The 16,627-nt window shown below is 40.8% G+C and carries 14 protein-coding genes; 7 read left to right on the top strand and 7 right to left on the bottom strand.

Annotated features, from left to right (window positions below; translation table 11 throughout):
• Positions 1–13: 13 nt before the first annotated feature.
• The 6 genes from A3KS_RS23735 to A3KS_RS20420 all read right to left on the bottom strand — a co-directional run bounded on the left by A3KS_RS23735 (position 14) and on the right by A3KS_RS20420 (position 7,219).
• Entirely contained in the window at positions 14–994 is a 981-nt protein-coding gene (locus tag A3KS_RS23735; RefSeq protein WP_051355718.1) for a CAP domain-containing protein, read from the bottom strand.
• Positions 995–1,084: 90 nt separating this feature from the next.
• Positions 1,085–1,654: a GDSL-type esterase/lipase family protein gene (locus tag A3KS_RS0106760; protein WP_026394268.1), complete on the bottom strand. Its 570-nt coding sequence runs from the start codon at positions 1,652–1,654 to the stop codon at positions 1,085–1,087.
• Positions 1,655–1,808: 154 nt separating this feature from the next.
• Entirely contained in the window at positions 1,809–4,886 is a 3,078-nt protein-coding gene (locus A3KS_RS22475) for a methyl-accepting chemotaxis protein (RefSeq protein WP_084504920.1), read from the bottom strand.
• Between the two features lie 370 nt (positions 4,887–5,256).
• The gene (locus A3KS_RS0106750) at positions 5,257–5,889 is read right to left on the bottom strand and encodes a class I SAM-dependent methyltransferase (RefSeq protein ID WP_026394267.1); all 633 of its coding nucleotides are present in this window, start codon (positions 5,887–5,889) and stop codon (positions 5,257–5,259) included.
• Positions 5,890–5,924: 35 nt separating this feature from the next.
• The gene (locus A3KS_RS0106745) at positions 5,925–6,701 is read right to left on the bottom strand and encodes a class I SAM-dependent methyltransferase (protein WP_026394266.1); all 777 of its coding nucleotides are present in this window, start codon (positions 6,699–6,701) and stop codon (positions 5,925–5,927) included.
• Positions 6,702–6,757: 56 nt separating this feature from the next.
• On the bottom strand, positions 6,758–7,219 hold the full coding sequence (locus A3KS_RS20420) for an SDR family oxidoreductase (RefSeq protein WP_278247304.1): 462 nt from the start codon (positions 7,217–7,219) through the stop codon (positions 6,758–6,760).
• A gap of 763 nt (positions 7,220–7,982) precedes the next feature.
• Here A3KS_RS20420 and A3KS_RS0106735 point away from each other — a divergent pair.
• The 7 genes from A3KS_RS0106735 (at position 7,983) to A3KS_RS20410 (ending at position 13,575) form a co-directional block, all read left to right on the top strand.
• Positions 7,983–8,747 carry an acyl-homoserine-lactone synthase gene (locus A3KS_RS0106735; protein ID WP_026394265.1) on the top strand — a complete coding sequence of 255 codons (765 nt, stop codon included), beginning with the start codon at positions 7,983–7,985 and terminating at the stop codon, positions 8,745–8,747.
• A gap of 119 nt (positions 8,748–8,866) precedes the next feature.
• Positions 8,867–9,235: a hypothetical protein gene (locus A3KS_RS0106730; protein WP_026394264.1), complete on the top strand. Its 369-nt coding sequence runs from the start codon at positions 8,867–8,869 to the stop codon at positions 9,233–9,235.
• On the top strand, positions 9,225–9,647 hold the full coding sequence (locus A3KS_RS0106725; RefSeq protein WP_026394263.1) for a GNAT family protein: 423 nt from the start codon (positions 9,225–9,227) through the stop codon (positions 9,645–9,647). The genes A3KS_RS0106730 and A3KS_RS0106725 overlap by 11 nt, the downstream gene beginning before the upstream one ends.
• Positions 9,647–10,570 (top strand): ThiF family adenylyltransferase, encoded by a 924-nt coding sequence (locus A3KS_RS22470; protein WP_051355716.1) that lies wholly within the window; start codon positions 9,647–9,649, stop codon positions 10,568–10,570. The genes A3KS_RS0106725 and A3KS_RS22470 overlap by 1 nt, the downstream gene beginning before the upstream one ends.
• A gap of 156 nt (positions 10,571–10,726) precedes the next feature.
• Positions 10,727–11,596, top strand: coding sequence for a DegV family protein (locus A3KS_RS0106715; RefSeq protein ID WP_026394262.1), 870 nt, complete (start codon positions 10,727–10,729; stop codon positions 11,594–11,596).
• A gap of 267 nt (positions 11,597–11,863) precedes the next feature.
• On the top strand, positions 11,864–12,625 hold the full coding sequence (locus A3KS_RS0106710) for a hypothetical protein (protein ID WP_026394261.1): 762 nt from the start codon (positions 11,864–11,866) through the stop codon (positions 12,623–12,625).
• Entirely contained in the window at positions 12,622–13,575 is a 954-nt protein-coding gene (locus A3KS_RS20410) for a ThiF family adenylyltransferase (RefSeq protein ID WP_051355715.1), read from the top strand. The genes A3KS_RS0106710 and A3KS_RS20410 overlap by 4 nt, the downstream gene beginning before the upstream one ends.
• Positions 13,576–13,687: 112 nt before the next feature.
• Here the strand turns inward: A3KS_RS20410 and A3KS_RS22465 are convergent, their stop codons facing one another.
• Complete coding sequence (locus A3KS_RS22465) at positions 13,688–16,621, bottom strand: ABC transporter permease (RefSeq protein WP_051355714.1); 2,934 nt, start codon at positions 16,619–16,621, stop codon at positions 13,688–13,690.
• Between the last annotated feature and the right edge of the window lie 6 nt (positions 16,622–16,627).

The following is a 16,627-nucleotide window of genomic DNA, read 5'->3' as shown; positions in this document are numbered from 1 at the left end:
CCCACCCTCTGTTTTAATTTGAAATAAACATTTGGGTCCAATAGTGACCATATCCAGAACCCGTTTGAGCATAACCAACCCCGAGCTTGGTAAAGCCTGGATTTAAGATATTCGCCCGATGGCCCTCTGAATTCATCCAGCCAGCCATCACCGCTTCCGGGCTGGAATAACCGGCGGCGATATTTTCACCCGCCCGATTGTAATTAATACCCAGTTCCGTCAGGACGGTAAAACAACTGGTTTGATTTGGCCGGGTGTGTGAGAACGACTGGATGATTTCTTCTGCTCTAATCTGGGCAGCCCGGGTTAAGGTGGGCTCACTGCTTACCAAACCAAGATTTCTGGACGCCCGCTCTTGATTGACCAGAGCGATAACCTGAGCTTCAAAAGAGGGTTTGGTTGCCTCGATGAACGGTGTGTCGGTCTTTCCCGGGGCCGCTGAGCCCTTGGGCTGGACAACAATATGAATCCCTTCGAGACGATAGGAAAAGCCCTGAGAACCGGCACTTTCGCCATTTTTTGCCCAATCCATCCAGCCATAGTTTTGGACATGAACCTGATAGTAAATATCATACTGGTCAGCATTCGCCCCGGTGAGTTTGATCTGGATTCCTTCCAGCCGCAGGCTCTGGCCGGAGGTTCCGCTCATTTCGCCGTTGCTTTTCCAGCCTCTGGCGGTATCGGCCTCCCAGCCGACGTTCTGAATATGGGTTTGATAGGTTATCCCCAAATCAGTTACCGGGGCATCAAGTTTGACTTCAATCCCCTCCAGGCGCAGACTTAAGCCCGAGGTTCCGCTCATTTCTCCATTTGATACAAAATCCTGCCAGCCGACATTCTGGACATGGGTCCGGTAACTGACGTTTGGCGTAGTGGCAGCCAATATATTATTAGACATAATCCCGATGCTGAGTACTAACGCAAATAAAAAATAGAAACACCATTTTACAACTCGACTCATTTTATTTTTTGAATGATCTAATCTAACGGTCATCCATCTCCTTTTCGATGTTCTGTAACAATACCCATTATCGCATTGAATAATTAATCCTGAGCCGGAATTAGTTTTGACATCCTGGTTGTTCTATTCTACTGTTTTCTGTAGAAACGCGATCACTCGCCCCGCCATTAGCTGATGGCCGGCCGGACTCTGATGAATTCCATCCAGATACAAACCTTTGTTGGTCCAGTCAATGGCAGCTCTAAAATCCAGGATTGGGATCCGCACTGATACGGAATAATCCCTCAACCACTGACAATAGACTTCAATCATCACTGCTGACTTTTCGAAATCAACCATCTCACCGCCTTCTTTAAAGGCCACCGGCAACTGAATCGGTGGCGGGATGGCGACAAAAACCTGAAGTCCGTTAGTTCGAGACTGGTCAACCATGGCACGCATATTCTCAGCGGCTGGTTCCCAGCTGCGGTTAAAGAAAATATCATTATATCCGCCCATCAGAATCACGCCCTCAGGCTTGGCGTTAAATACCTGTTGCTGAATTCGGCCCCGCATCCCCACGGTGGTATCCCCGCTGACACCGCGATTGATCAACTGGATTCCGGTTTTTTTTGCTGCAATCGCATGCCATTTTTCTTCCCGGGATACCTGGTAACCAAAGGTCAGACTATCGCCAAAACATATTATCTTCACAATTTTCTCCTTACTGACTAGCCCTATCTGAAGCTTTTTTGCTGTAATCATTTAGTGAGTCTATGATAGCACAAACGGTCTGACAATTACAGAGACCACCTTAAAAAGGTGGTCTCTGTTTGATTAAAATTTGATTGTCTTGATAAAAAGCATCCTAACCCTTTCTAATCTTAAACTGATCAATCATCTGTTTTAATAAAATTGACTGGCCAGAAAGCTCTTCACTGGCGGCGGCACTTTGTTCGGCGGTGGCCGAATTCTGCTGGACCACCTGGGCGACTTGTTCAACGCCCATATTGATCTGGGCGATACCGGTGGCCTGTTCGTTGGAAGCGGCTGCTATATTGCCGATCAAGCTGGTAACCTTGCCGATTCCGGAAACAATTTCATCCAGCGCCCCGGCGGTGTCATCAGCTATTTTTGTCCCTTCCTGCACATTGCTGATAGAACCTTCAATCAGCACCGTGGTCTCTTTGGCCGCTTCGGCACTTCTGGCCGCTAATGTTCGAACTTCTTCGGCTACTACTGCAAAGCCCTTGCCATGCTGTCCAGCCCGAGCCGCTTCCACCGCAGCGTTAAGCGCGAGGATATTGGTCTGGAAGGCAATATCGTCAATAACCTTGATAATTTTGGAAATGTCCACCGAGGATTTATTGATTTCTACCATCGAACGCTGCATTTCGGTCATCTGGCGATTCCCTTTTTCAGCATTACCCATCACATCGGTGGCCAATTCTCTGGCTTTATTGGCATCAACGGCGTTATTTTTGGTCTGATCGGCTATTTCGGTAATCGCGGCAGTCAGTTCCTGAATCGAGCTGGCCTGTTCAGTAGAACCTTGGGCCAATGCCTGACTGCTATCGGACACCTGATTAGCGCCAACATTGACCTGTTCGGCGGCGATATTAATATCTCCCATGACCTCATTGAGCGAATCAATAATCACATTCAGGGCATTGGAAATGGTCACAAAATCGCCCCGGAACGCTTGAGCATTTTCAATATCCAGATTTCCCTGGGACAATTGTTCGATTTTCTCGGTGATTTCGCCAACTACGCCATCCAGCAGTGTGGCTGTGGAATTAACACTCTGTTTGAGCAAATCCACATCGCCCTGATACTCACCATTTATCCGCACCCGTAGATTTCCATTGGAAATGGCGGCCATGACTTCCATCACTTCGCCCAGCGGTTTGTTCAATTCTTCGAGAATGGCATTCATGCCACCGACCACTTCCCGCCATGCTCCTTGGAAGGCACTGGCATCAGCTCTGGCCCGGAGGTTCCCATCAATGACAGCATTGGTAATCATTGTAGCATCATCAATCAAGGTGCCGATTGATTCTTTGACCAGCATCAAGCTGTTATTGATCTCATTAAACTGAGCACTGACTTCAGAGGTATACGCATCAGCGGCACTGCAATCCATGTCAAAATCCAGATTTCCTTCGGCCAGACGCATCAGATTTTCGCCTAAACGGGCTACTTCAGTTTTGGTATAATCGCTGACGCGAATCATCGGCGTGATGTCGGTAACCACTTCGATGAAGCCGACATTTTCGCCATTTTTATTTTTAAGGTAAGCTGTTGCCTGTTTATTGCTGCGACCAACCCATTCAAAGTAGCTTTCTGACGCGCCCTGATCTACCAGTTGTCGGATGCCGCAACCCTGGGTTTGGCAAATGCTGGCCCCGGCATTGAAACAATCCATCCCACAGGCGGATACCCGATCCGCAATTACGCCGTTTTTAATCATCAGATCTTCAAATGCATGGTTCATAAAGGTCCATTTCATGTCGTTGTCGGTAACATGTACCGGGAAGGGAATTCCGTCGATGATCGCCTCATACCAGAACATCTTATCCACCACGGTATCGAGGGTCTGGTTGACGCCGGAAATAACCTTGGCATACTCACCTGAGTGGTTGTCCACCGCAGCCCGTCTGGTGAAATCACCATGAATGGCGGCATTGGAGAGCATGATGGTATCTTCAACCAGGTTTCCAATTGATTCTTTAATTGAAACCATACTGTTACCCAGCACATCCCCCGACGATTTGGGCTGGATCTTGATGGACAAATCACCTTTAGCCATGGCTTGAGCAGCTTCAGCCTGTTCTCTGATATTTTCAGCCATATTTACAAAGGATCGGGTCAGTTCGCCAATTTCGTCGTCTTTGGCGTCCGCCGCCATGCTGTGGTCGATATCCACCTCCCCCAGCGCCAGACGATCGGCCGCTTCGGCCAATCGGATAATCGGTCGGACAAAGTTACCGGTTGAGGCAACAATGATTCCTATAATCACCAGCAGCCCCAGTCCAAAAATAAGCAGCATCATAGTGCGAATTCCCGAAAAGGTGCCATTGAATTCGGTTGTTGGCAGGCCGGTCGCCAGAACCCAGCCGGTGTTGCCGATTTCGGTGACATAGCCCTGACTTTCGCTGCCGCCGGTTGAATAGGTAATCGGTCCCGTGGTTTTTTCCATTAGTGCGGCAATGATATTATCTGACATGTCAGTATCAGTGAGTAAACCGTTATTATAATCCGGGTTGGGATGATCAAAAACCATCCCGCTACTGGTTGACACGACAAAGAATCCCGCTTCGCCTATTTTATTTTCAGCGATGATCTCTTTGATCCGATCGATGGAAACATCCACGCAGGTAGCTCCCACCAATTCCTGGGTTCCCGGTTTAAACACCGGGGCAACCACGCTGACAATAATTTTCTGGGTGGTAATATCAACGTAGGGCTCCGAAATAAAAACCTTCTTTTTGGCTACCAGCTCTTTAAACCAGGGTCGGACATTAATGTCATAGGACGGATCCGAAACAACCCCGTCCGATTGAGTAAACTGACTGGAGTCCACATCAGCAATCCAGGCCACCTGAATGTTGTCTGGATCCGATGCGGCCACATTATCCAGATGTTGCTTGATCTCGGGAAAATTGGCGGTTGCGGTTATACCGACTCCTGGTGTAACCTGATTGAACAAACTCTGAATTTCCGGATTTGTCGACAATTGACTGGCGTCCTCCAGATATTTTGTAAAATATGTTTCAATTTGGTTTGAAACCGATTCAGACCGGGCTGATAATTCATTGACTTTAATCTCAGCAATGGACTGATTCACGACATACAGGGCAATACCGGCGACAATTGCAAAAATAACAGCAACCGGCAGCCCGATGCTTAATAACATACGAACGAGTAAACCTCTCTTATTGTTCATTCCCTTTTCCTTATGATATCCCTCGATACCATTTTGTCCTCTCTTTAAGATGTATTTTTGTAGTGTGACCTACTTAAAACCTGTTGCTGTTATAGTACCATAACTTGATCGACACGTTCGTTTCACGATGATTTTTTTACATTCATTTAACATTAACATCATCCAACCTTTTGCTCATATCTGTCAAATAATGACGAAAAAAGAGCGCAAAAAAAGCAGCATTAGCGGCTTCTTTGCACTCATTTTATGTCTTGTATTATTCTCTTGACATTATTTTATAACAGATCAAATAAAAAGGCAACTAAACTTTTTTCAGACCTGTTTGTAGCAGGCATCCCAACTATTTTGTGTCATTCCTGTTCGCATTTTCTCAAAGCTGATTATTTTTGCTCAATACCATTACTTGACTGTAATCGCAATGAATTGTTTGCGTCATTTCAAAACCAAAGCGGAAAAAATACTGTTCCAGATCACATTTCAGAAAATCCTCAAAGCCCGCAGGCTCCGTTTTCTTAACGAGATAAAAGGGGATCCGTTTGAACAGATTGAGTGGTTCTTCCCACTCAACGACAATCAGTTTTCCGGCATTTTTCAAAACTCTTCGGGCCTCCCCAAGCAGCTGCCCCGCCAGATCAGGGCTGATCTCATGCAAAACCAGCGATATCAGCACCACATCAAATTCGTCACTTGGAAATTGCAGATTTGCTGCATTCATATGAATCAGCTTAACGTTTGATATCTCCTCTTGTTCCAGTTTAGCTGCAGCTTTTTGTAACATCGCATCTGAAATATCAATCCCAATTACTTTAGCATTTGTTCTGGCCCCGGCAATGGCAAAGGCATTAACCCCGGTACCGGTACACATGTCCAGAACTTTTATAGGTTCATCACCTAATACCGAAATGACGGCAGTTCGGGGGCTGGTGACCGCCTTTCTAAAGTAGATCTGATCGAGTATATCGTAGACCTTGGCATTAAATTGATAGCATTCATCTGATCCCATTTTTTCTCACTTTCACTCACATGTCAACATTCTGCCTAATCGAGACGGTCACTGCATTTTTTTATACCCACATAGAACTTTACACAACCTTTTGAAAAATGTTCCTCAGATGACAGCGAATTGATAAACATATCACAGAATTCTCCATAGTTTTCACCAAAGTGATTTTTTAAATGTATCATCCGTTCCAGTCTCGCTTGCCAATTTTCAATGACATTTTTATTGGCATTTCCGGTGAAATTCAGTTCGATATCATACCAGTTTTCTTCAGTAACAATGATCTCCAAACCATTCTTTTCCATCAGTGATTTTATTTTTCCACCGATTTTAAAATCATATACCTTGCTTTTTTCCGATGTACATTCAAAGTCTTTTATTTCTTTCAGAAATTTATTGTTTTCGGGTAAATGACCAGAAAACAAATCATCAATATCAACAATTGCAAACCAGCCATTGCTATTCAAACATTTTGTCCACTTTGCAATAAATAAATCCGGGTTTTGCATGTATGCCAAAGCAAAACTCATCCAGATTCCATCACATTTTTCTAATTTATTTGGATCTAAAGTAAAAATATTAGCATTGACAAATTTGCAATTATTTTCTTTTCCTTTGTTCGCTATCTCTAAAAGCGCCTTATCATTATCGAAGCCCGTCACTTGTTTTGTTTCTTTAGCAAGCAAATGGGATACTGTTCCAATTGAACAGCCTAAATCATAAACAATTTGATTTTGATCGAGCGGCAATTTTTCTAAATATCTTTCCCAATCCCGCCATGTATTTTGAATTGAATATTCTTTTAATAAATTCATATATGATTCGTTCCTTCTATTAATCTAACTTCCATTCATTTCGGTTACGGATGATTTTATGTAAGATTGTATTGCCAATTCCAATCCCCATGATAAATCATCCGTTTGTTCATACCACCATCGATGGTGATGGTTTCCCCGGTGATAAAATCCTGCTGACAGAGAAATAAAACCATTTTTGAGATGTCTTTGGGTGTGCCAACCTTACCGGCAGGGATCGATGCCTTGTCTGTCGGACTGTGACCAGTCTGATCGTTGACTTCAATCCATCCTGGTGCAATGCAGTTGACTAAGACATCTGGTCCTAATGAAATGGCCAGAGCATGGGTCAGGGCAACAATGCCACCCTTGGCACTGGCATAGGCTTCGCTATCTGGTTCTGATTGAAAGGCCCGAGACGAGGCGATATTGATAATCCGACCGCGATTTTTAATCAGCTCGTCCCGACACAGCCGGCTTAATTCATAGGGTGCTTTGAGCCCCACCGATAAAACATAGTCAAACTCTTCGTAATCCAGATTTGATAGGATGTCGTTGCTTACATTTGTTTTAGATTTTGAAAGTGGATACCGCTTCAGTAATGAAACGTACTATTCCATTAATACTTCTTTCTTTAAAAACCTCACTGTTAATCATTTTTCACTGAAATAAAAGTAGTACTTTACTTAGCAGCAACATTTTATACTATACCAGTTTTCACAAACTCTTTCAGTGTCAACTCTACCGCAACATTGATGATATCCTGACAAACTTCCATATTTTTTCAGACTGGCTCCTTCATTTTTATTTTATCGCTAAGATTATTGCATAAAATGCCTAAGTTTTTCAACCACGATGAATGCAAGTTAAGTATGCCTATACCGTCAGCAGTTCTACCCTTCGGACACCTCTTCGAAAACACTTTGAAATTACCTGTAACCCCTTCGTTTTGTGATAAACATTGAATACAATCAGAACAAACATGACATATTCAGTCTGGTTCCCCTAGTTCGATTAAATGCTTATAAATTAAAAAAGTTTACCTTTTATAACTTACATTACTTGCTACGTGTTGCATTCTATTCTTTCTTGTGTTAGACTGATTTCGTTGCATTTGAAAATGAAGATAATAAATTTAAACTCATTATAATAGTATCATTATTTAATTAACCGATTTTCATTTTTCTAATATTTCGCAGAGCAAACAATTCAATTTATATTATATTTTTTAATACTATATCGAAACAATCATGTCTCAAAAACAATCCAACCAAAACTAAAATTTGCGAAAGCGAGCATTTTATGAGTTCTGCAAATAATAAATTCATATCCCATTCAGATGCTATACCAGTTATAAATAGCGATGTTTTTCTCAGGCACGCAAATCAACGATTTGCTTTAGGTGTTTTTAACGCTGTCGATGTTCTGACTTACAAGCCGAACTCGATTGAAGAAGCCTATTTGAGATTAAGAGCGAATGTTTATATTGACCAAACTGGTATGCTCGATCAAGATTTAAGAAGAGATGATGGCACAGAAATGGACGAATTTGACAAACTTTCAACTCACTTTGTAGTTCTTGAAAATCTTATAGAGCAGGTATCTGTGTTTGCTTGTGGGAGATTAATCGTAAAAATGATGCACAAAGATATTATTCTACCAATCGAAAAATATTTTCCAGAGGTGTTTTTTGAACCCGCACCCCATAATAGTGTTGAAATTTCGCGCTTCATTGTTCGTCACAACGATCCCCGTTGTGCACGAACTGCAAAAATACGTCTGATGACCGCTGGTTTAGCACATGCTTTCAAAAAAAATCTTGAACCAATACTTTGTGTTGTTGAACCAAGTTTTGAAAGAGATCTCCGCATCATGAAGATACCGACTAGCCGAATTACTGAACCAAAGTTAGTCCCTCAATATAATGACCACAACCTCGGCATAGAAATTGATAAGCAGCTATTAAGAGATCGGCTTGGAGAAACAGAAACGAATCATATGAGCATACCAGTAGGTTCATACGTTTTTTGGGGAAATCAACCTACATATAAACTATTTGATACATAAAGCACTTTATATAAGTTTATACTATATTTTTCGTGAACATGATTTTAACTTTCAAACTAAAATAATCATGTGACAAAACCATTTCATCGAATAATTTATATAGCGAAAGTGAGATTTTAATGAGTTCTGCAAATAATAAATTTATAACCCATACAGATGCTGTTCCAATTCTAAATAGCAATGTATTTAGTGGCCACGAAGATCAACGATTCGCTTTAGGTATTTTGGGTTCTGATAAAATATTCTCATACCAGCCAAACTCGATTGAAGAAGCCTATTTAAAATTACGAGCGAATGTTTATATTGATCAAACAGGAATGCTTGATCAAAGTGTACGACGTCATGATGGTACTGAACTTGATGAAGAGGATCAACGTTCTATACACTTTGTAGTGCTTGAAAACCTTTTCAATGGGGGGGGTAACAATATTTGCCTGTATGCGATTAATCCAAAAAACAACGAATCAAAATTCCATTTTGCCGATTGAAGAATTTTTTTCTGATGAGCTAACTGAAAACGTGCCCTCTAATAGTGTCGAAGTATCGCGTTTTATTGTTCGTCATAATGACCGTCGACAGTCACTACTTGCCAAAATTAAACTCATCTCGGCTGGTTTGGCATATACATTCAAGAAGAATCTTGACCCTATCCTTGGCGTAATCGAGCCGAGTTTTGAAAGAGATCTTCGTATCATGAAGATTCCCATAAGACGTATTGCCGAACCAAAATTAATCAGCGCCTACAATGACCAAAATCTCGGCATAGAAATTGATAAGCAGGGTTTAAGAGATCGACTTGGTGAAACAGAATTAAAACATATGACTATGGCTACAGGTTCTTATATTTTTTGGGGAAACCATCCACCAATTGACACAATTCCACATCAAGGGGAGAATTAATGGATAGATACAAAGATATCGCTTATCAGCGCAATTATGGATTTTGGAATGAAGCAGAACAAAAACGTCTTTCTGAATCAAAAGTTGCCATTGCCGGAGTTGGCGGTGATGGTTTTCAGTTAGGTTATAAACTCGCAATGATGGGCGTTGAGAATTTCAGTATCGCCGATCCGGAAGTTTTTGAAATTGAAAACTCCAATCGCGTTTTTGGTGCTACGACAAGTTCAAATGGACGTAATAAAGCTGAGATTTTCAAGGAAATGGTGCTGGATATCAGACCAAATGCGACCATTGATGTTTACCTGGATGGAGTCAATAAAGATAATGTTGAAACATTCATGCATGGTTCTGATCTTGTGCTTGATGAATCTGAGCTGACTCGCCTAGAAATCGGTACAATGATAGCACGCGAAGCCAGAAATCAAAATATTCCAGATTTATTGGTTATGAATATCGGTTTTTCGGCAATTGCCACATCATTTCATCCCAATGGCAGTAAGACTTTCGAAGATATAATGGGTATACCAAAAGGCATGCCTCTTGATGAGGTAGCTGAAATAAGCGTTGATTTTAGCCGTTGTCTCCCCTATGTGCCAAAATATGGGGACCTTGGATCGCTGAAAGCTGTGCAAGAAGGTTCACACCTACCCTCAATCAGCCAAGGTGTTGACATCGCATCCGCTATGGGTACCACCGAAGCGTTCCTGCATTTAACTTCTAATATAAAAAACAATCGTAGGAAACCAACATGGGCACCAAAATTCAGATACATGGATAGCTATAATGGCAAAAGCGGTGTCACACGGACCCCCCGTCTTTCTTACTATATTGGTCTAATTAATGTTGTTGGTTTGTCCTTTTTCAATCTTAATCCAAAGGCAAGCTATAGCAAAGAAGAACGTGAGTTACGCAATCACCCTTAAAAGCCTTTTATTCCTTTTATTCATTTAGAATTACTGCTGTTCAAATAAAACAAATAGCATTTATTCAAACCTTCATATACACTATGCGACAGTTCTTTTCTTTTTTTAAAGACAGTATTTCAATAAATTATCAATATCATTAAGGAAGTATTAGTAATGAAATTCCAGATTGTAACCGATTCGTCTGCAAATCTACCCGATGAACTGATTGAAAAATATGATTTGCATATTTTATCTCTTTTATATTATATTGGCGAGAATGAGTATGAAAGTTATGTCAAAGGGAAGCAAACTGATTTAACAGAGATTTATGCCAGAATGCGAAACAAAGAAGTCTTCACTACTTCCTGTATGAGTATCGGTACCTGTCGTTCAATCTTTGAGAACATACTCCAACAGGATAAAGACCTTTTGTACATCGGTTTCTCATCAGCTCTTAGCGCAACATATCAGACTAGCTGTCAAGCGTTGGAAGAATTAAGACTGGAATACCCCAACCGGAAAATTCTATCTGTTGATACACTTGCGGCGACACTTGGAGAAGGTCTTCTTGTCACTTATGCTGCAAAATTCCGTAAAGAAGGCAAGACAATAGAAGTTGTATACGACTGGCTTATGGAAAATAGATTGCATCTTTGCCATTGGTTCACTGTTGATGATTTGTTTTTTCTTTTGCGTGGCGGAAGGGTTTCAGCATCTAGTGCTCTCCTTGGAACGATTCTAAATATTAAACCAATCATTCATGTCAATGATACCGGCCACCTCATACCAGTTGGCAAAGTACGTGGGAAAAAAAATTCTCTCCGCGCTTTGCTAAAACGTATGGAAGAAACCGCAATTGAACCAGAGAATCAAACCATCTATATAACACATGGTGATTGTTTAGAAGATGCAACCTATCTTGCTGACAAGATACGAGAGAAATTTGGAACCAAAAACATTCTGATCCATTTACTTGAACCTGTCATTGGCTCACATTGCGGACCAGGTACTGTAACCTTATTTTACCTTGGTACCAAAAGATAGCAAATGACGATTCTGATATCTACTTAATTCATTTAAAATTTTTTTATTTTTTTACAATCTAAAATAGTTAATCTATTTCTAGAAATAAATCCCAAATTCTTTGAGAAGAATTATTTCAATAATTCTAATTGAGAGTGCACGTAAAATTTAAGTTTTTTGAAGATTTAGTATACAACTAAATCTAAATCCATGCTGAAATATGCTGTATTCAAATACTTTAAGGAATAATTTTTCAGGTAACAGTAATGAAGGAGGAAATAAAAATTTATGAAAATGAGTTGCAAATTAAATCAGCTTACGCCAACTATTGAATCAAAAGTCTTTATTGATCGACCCGAATCACGTTTTGCACTCGGGGTGGTAGCTACTAATAATGATATTGTAAAAGGCTACGAAAATGAGTTTTATGGTGCTGCGCAACTGCGCGCTAATACATATCTTGATAGTGGCTACATCAGTAGTGATGACTTGGACGACAATGGCACCGAACTTGATCAAAACGATTATTCTCGTTCAGTCCACTTTATAATGCTAGAAAGAACGGCAATAGACTCAATGGCTCGTGTCGTTGGGAATATGCGCCTTATTATAAAAAGCCAGGAAAATACGAGCCCCTTGCCACTGGAAAATTATTACCCTGATGTCTTTGCTGAGAACCCTATAACGATTGGCGGAGTTGAAGTGTCCCGACTTATCTCCCGACATGAAGATTCTCATATACAAAATTCAATAAAATGGCCATTATTTGTCGCTGGACAGAAGTACATCGATTATAATCAGCTGGGTTCAGTCTATGGATTATTATCACCCGCCCTTACGCGATTGCTCAGATCACAACGTATTCCTGTTTCAGCTATTGCTTCTGAAAGATTCATCAAAGAGATTAATGCTACTAAGCAACCAGTCGCAATTAACATGTCCGTTTTAAAAAGACTGGTTGATATTGTTGGCGATCATGGTATTGATATTGCAAATGGTGGTTTTTCTTACTTAAACATACCTGATACTGCTGAAAAGAAGGCATTATGAGATCTATAAATTCGCCAGAATTACATCGAAACATGGGTTTTTGGAATGAGGCAACGCAGCAGGCGTTGCTCGATACCGAAGTTGCTATAGCTGGTAATGGCGGTACAGGGAACCTATTTGGCATGGAACTTGCCCGTGTCGGTATTCAAAAATTTCGAATTGCTGATCCCGAAGTATTCGACGAAGTTAATAGCAATCGTGTTATGGGTGCACGCGTTGATACAATCGGCAGGAATAAAGCTGAGGTATTAAAAGAAGATATCCTAAGTATCAATCCTGATGCTAGCATTATTGTTTACAGTGAAGGTATTACTCCCGATACCATTGAAGAATTTTTGTCGTGTGCGGACATTGCTTTGAATGGACTTGAGCTTACTAAACCAGAATTGGGCACAATGTTGGCACGACAGGCGCGGACGCGTAAAATCGGTCGATTATTGGTACCGGTACCAATGGTTGATGTTGAGTATATCGCGCACGCAGGGCAGGGTACGGTTTTTGATCCATTGAGCAGCATGACGTTTGAACGTTTTATGGGAATACAAGGTGGTGAACATGCCCCTCTTGATGAAATCGCAGAACAAATAATCGATCCAAACCGCTATTTGGCATACATCCCTCCGTATGGCGATTTAAAAACGCTTGAGGCAATCCAAAAAGGTTGCCCTCTACCGTCTAATATGATTGGTGCTGGCGTAGCAGCGCAAATTGGCTTATCTGAGGTCTTAAAACTCGTACGTAAACGTGCTGGTGAACGCGGCTTGCCGCCAACATACGCCCCAGCGATAAGGTGGTATGATGCCTACACTAATAAGAGTGGCATAACTCGACATCCAAAAATGTCATATTATCGACACTTGGGAGGCGCTTTATTGTCAAATGTATTTCAAAAAAACGAGCCCGCAAGCTATAGTCAAGATGAACGCGCATTACGCGGCGATATTGGTTAAAATTCGTCGAAATAAAGAAACATTAACAAAAGTGTCCCTGTAAAGATGGCTGGAAATCCAACTTTACAGGGACACTTCAATTTTTATGGGCTTCTTCTATTTTTACTAAATGCTATTCCCGATCTTTTAAAATCTCTACCAGAGATATTTTTTTCAAATGTCTTCCCGCCATAAAATTAACAATCAGGTATGATATGAAAATAATGCCCACAATAAACAAATAAAGTAGGGGTGAAAGGTTTGCGCCCATGCCCGCTGAGACATAGGATACCAAATATGGGTAAACCTTATTTACTATCATTTTACTCACTGGAATGGCAATGATGGCTGTAATCACAACGGTGTAAAAAGCGCTACCCAAATATAATTTCTTCACTTCTTTTTCATTGTAACCAAATACCTTAATCAGTGAAATGCTAAACGTCGATTTATCAATCATCATTTTCAATAATAAATACATTACAATAACAAAAAGAATAATCGAAGCACCGACAATAGCGAAAATCGTCCCGGACAACACTGAATACATTTGTTTGGATGCCTCAATCATTTCATTAACCGTAATTACTGTGTCAATTCGCCCATCTTCAATTGCCAATTCATGGTCGGACATTAACGTGTTGTAGTAATCATCTTCTTGATCAAACACGTCCCTCATATCTTTTATATCCATAAATATATAGAGACCACTAGCAAAATTCACAATTTCCTTAACGGTGAAGCTGTAACTTCGGTCTTCAAGTTTGTCGTTGAGAATAATCTGATCCCCTACCCGATAACCAAATTTATCAGCAACGGAGTCGGAAATACGCACTTCTTTCTTATCCCCTTCCAATGAAAAATCAAAATAGGGGTTTGCATCATCAATGCCCTGGAGCGTCACATCCATATCCCCGCCGGTTAAATCAAGATACGCACTTAACGGTTTTGAATAGGCTTTATAAGAATCAACAGGTGCTGTTTTCGGTGGATATTTCAGTATATACAGATAATCATATTTTACATCTTTAGTGGTGTTATTTACATAACTGTCAACACTGCCGTAAATGCAAAAGCCTAACATCATCAAAAGAATTGCGATAAACAAACCAAAAAACATGGTGATATTGCCACGTATTTCTCTTAAAAGTTGTCTGATCCGATAGCGGTTGATAAACCCCATATTTTTCAGATCGACATTTGCCAGTTTATGCTGTTTCTTCTCCCGTCTCAGAAGTTTAAGCGGTGCCATGGATAACTTTTTATCAATGACAATATAGTTAACAATAAAAGCGATAAATATCGGCAAAAGAATACCATATGCTAAGAGATATGGCGGATATACCATGGTATAGAACGGATAAGAATAATAAACGGCACTCGACATTTCGATGTTCCCTCCCACCAACAAAAAGCCAATAACCGTTCCCAGAATTGAAGCCAAAGAAACGATAACCATCGGTAGTATCATAAAATGATTTCGCAGTTCTTTTTTTACATAACCCATGGCATAAAGTGCCCCAATAACGGTGCTTTCTTTATCAATGGTGTGGATCATAAATACAGAAATCATGTACGCGAGAAGTGTTATTATTATGAGCCCCGCCATTAGGGCGGCATATTTCATTGTGGCAGCGTCATTTCTGCAAATTGTGATCCGTTGACTGTCTTGTGCTTCTGAAAAGGTAATGAGATTTACATATTGATAGTCCATATTATCTGTAATAAATTTCGATACCTCGGACTGAAATTCGCCCATTCCAGAATTTAGTTCCGTGGTACCAGAATTTAATTTTGCGGTACCGGAATTTAAAATGTTAACACCCTTAGCTAACTCCATACTGCCTTCGTTAACAGTATCTGCCCCTTCTGATAATTCCAGAGAACCAGTGTAAGCTGATTCAACGCCGCTAGTATAGGTTTGTAGTCCATCTTTAAATGCTTTATAACCATCCAGTTGCCCTTTTAATGTGTTGAGCGTCAGGATCGACGCGCTGTCTGATGGATCAATAGAACTAATCAATGCATTAATCACGGTACTGTAATTATCTGATGTTACAATGACTCCTGCACCCATCTTTTCGAACTCACTATTCGCCTGGGCCAATAGCGCTTGAAAGATTTCATCTGCGGCTTTATTAATGGTACCATTGTTTGCCTGCAATTCTTCCAGTCCTGCTGTTAGACTGTCCGTACCACTCGCAAGCTCACTGGTTCCGGCTGTCAGTTCACTGGCACCATTAGCTAAAGAGCCAGTGCCATCTGCTAATGAGCGGGTGCCATCTGCTAATGACTGGGTCCCGTCGACCAATTTATTGACACCACCGGATAAATCTTTTTTGCCTTTTTCAATTTCATCAATGATCTCCCGCATATACTTATTCGTTACTGCGGTTTCATCGAAATCCATATCCACCAAATAATCTTTGAGTTCTGAATCTGTTAAATCACCGGTAATCTTATAACTATAATTATATTCAATCGTTGTATCCTTTTGCATCAGTTGATTAAATTCCTCTTCGGTTACAAATGCGATACTGAATTTATTAAAATCAGATAATACATCCGAAACATTCTGAAGAACATTTATATAATCAGGTGATGAACCAATCCCTGTGACTGTGTATTCTTTCTGGTTCACCGTAATGGTGCCCCCAATGTTTACCCCGAAGTTTTCGACATAATGCTTTTCAAGGACAATTTCATCCGTTTTTTCTGCCAGCCTTCCCCCATCCAACTGAACGGTATTGATGTTTTCCCTATTTTTAAAAACCCGAAGGATGGAATCGTCTATTCCTGGCAGATCCATATAAAACGCATCTTCAATTTTTGCCCCTTTATTCGAAAGTTCTTGAACCTGGGTTGTTGTAAAAGGCACATAAACAGAAAACTCACCATCTTCTAATTGGTTTTTTTCATTATTGGTATCGAGGGTATAAAATATAGCATCGCTGGAACCTGCCTGGCTCACAACAAGACCGATGGAAATAATAATTAAAAAAGCTAATGCACTGTATCTTACCCAATTATCTTTCAGTTCTCGCAATATTCGTTTGTTTAAAATCACGCTGCA

Source organism: Acetobacterium malicum subsp. dehalogenans DSM 11527, from assembly GCF_000472665.1.
Lineage (GTDB): Bacteria > Bacillota > Clostridia > Eubacteriales > Eubacteriaceae > Acetobacterium > Acetobacterium malicum.
Note: the sequence above shows the minus strand (reverse complement) of the source record. Positions and strands in the feature narration are given on the sequence as shown.

Bases quoted from the DNA above. Each gene is read 5' to 3' on its own strand.
- A3KS_RS23735 (WP_051355718.1), bottom strand. From the start codon at position 994: ATGACCGTTAGATTAGATCATTCAAAAAATAAAATGAGTCGAGTTGTA.
- A3KS_RS22475 (WP_084504920.1), bottom strand. From the start codon at position 4,886: ATGAACAATAAGAGAGGTTTACTCGTTCGTATGTTATTAAGCATCGGG.
- A3KS_RS0106750 (WP_026394267.1), bottom strand. From the start codon at position 5,889: ATGGGATCAGATGAATGCTATCAATTTAATGCCAAGGTCTACGATATA.
- A3KS_RS0106745 (WP_026394266.1), bottom strand. From the start codon at position 6,701: ATGAATTTATTAAAAGAATATTCAATTCAAAATACATGGCGGGATTGG.
- A3KS_RS0106735 (WP_026394265.1), top strand. From the start codon at position 7,983: ATGAGTTCTGCAAATAATAAATTCATATCCCATTCAGATGCTATACCA.
- A3KS_RS0106730 (WP_026394264.1), top strand. From the start codon at position 8,867: ATGAGTTCTGCAAATAATAAATTTATAACCCATACAGATGCTGTTCCA.
- A3KS_RS22470 (WP_051355716.1), top strand. From the start codon at position 9,647: ATGGATAGATACAAAGATATCGCTTATCAGCGCAATTATGGATTTTGG.
- A3KS_RS0106715 (WP_026394262.1), top strand. From the start codon at position 10,727: ATGAAATTCCAGATTGTAACCGATTCGTCTGCAAATCTACCCGATGAA.
- A3KS_RS0106710 (WP_026394261.1), top strand. From the start codon at position 11,864: ATGAAAATGAGTTGCAAATTAAATCAGCTTACGCCAACTATTGAATCA.
- A3KS_RS20410 (WP_051355715.1), top strand. From the start codon at position 12,622: ATGAGATCTATAAATTCGCCAGAATTACATCGAAACATGGGTTTTTGG.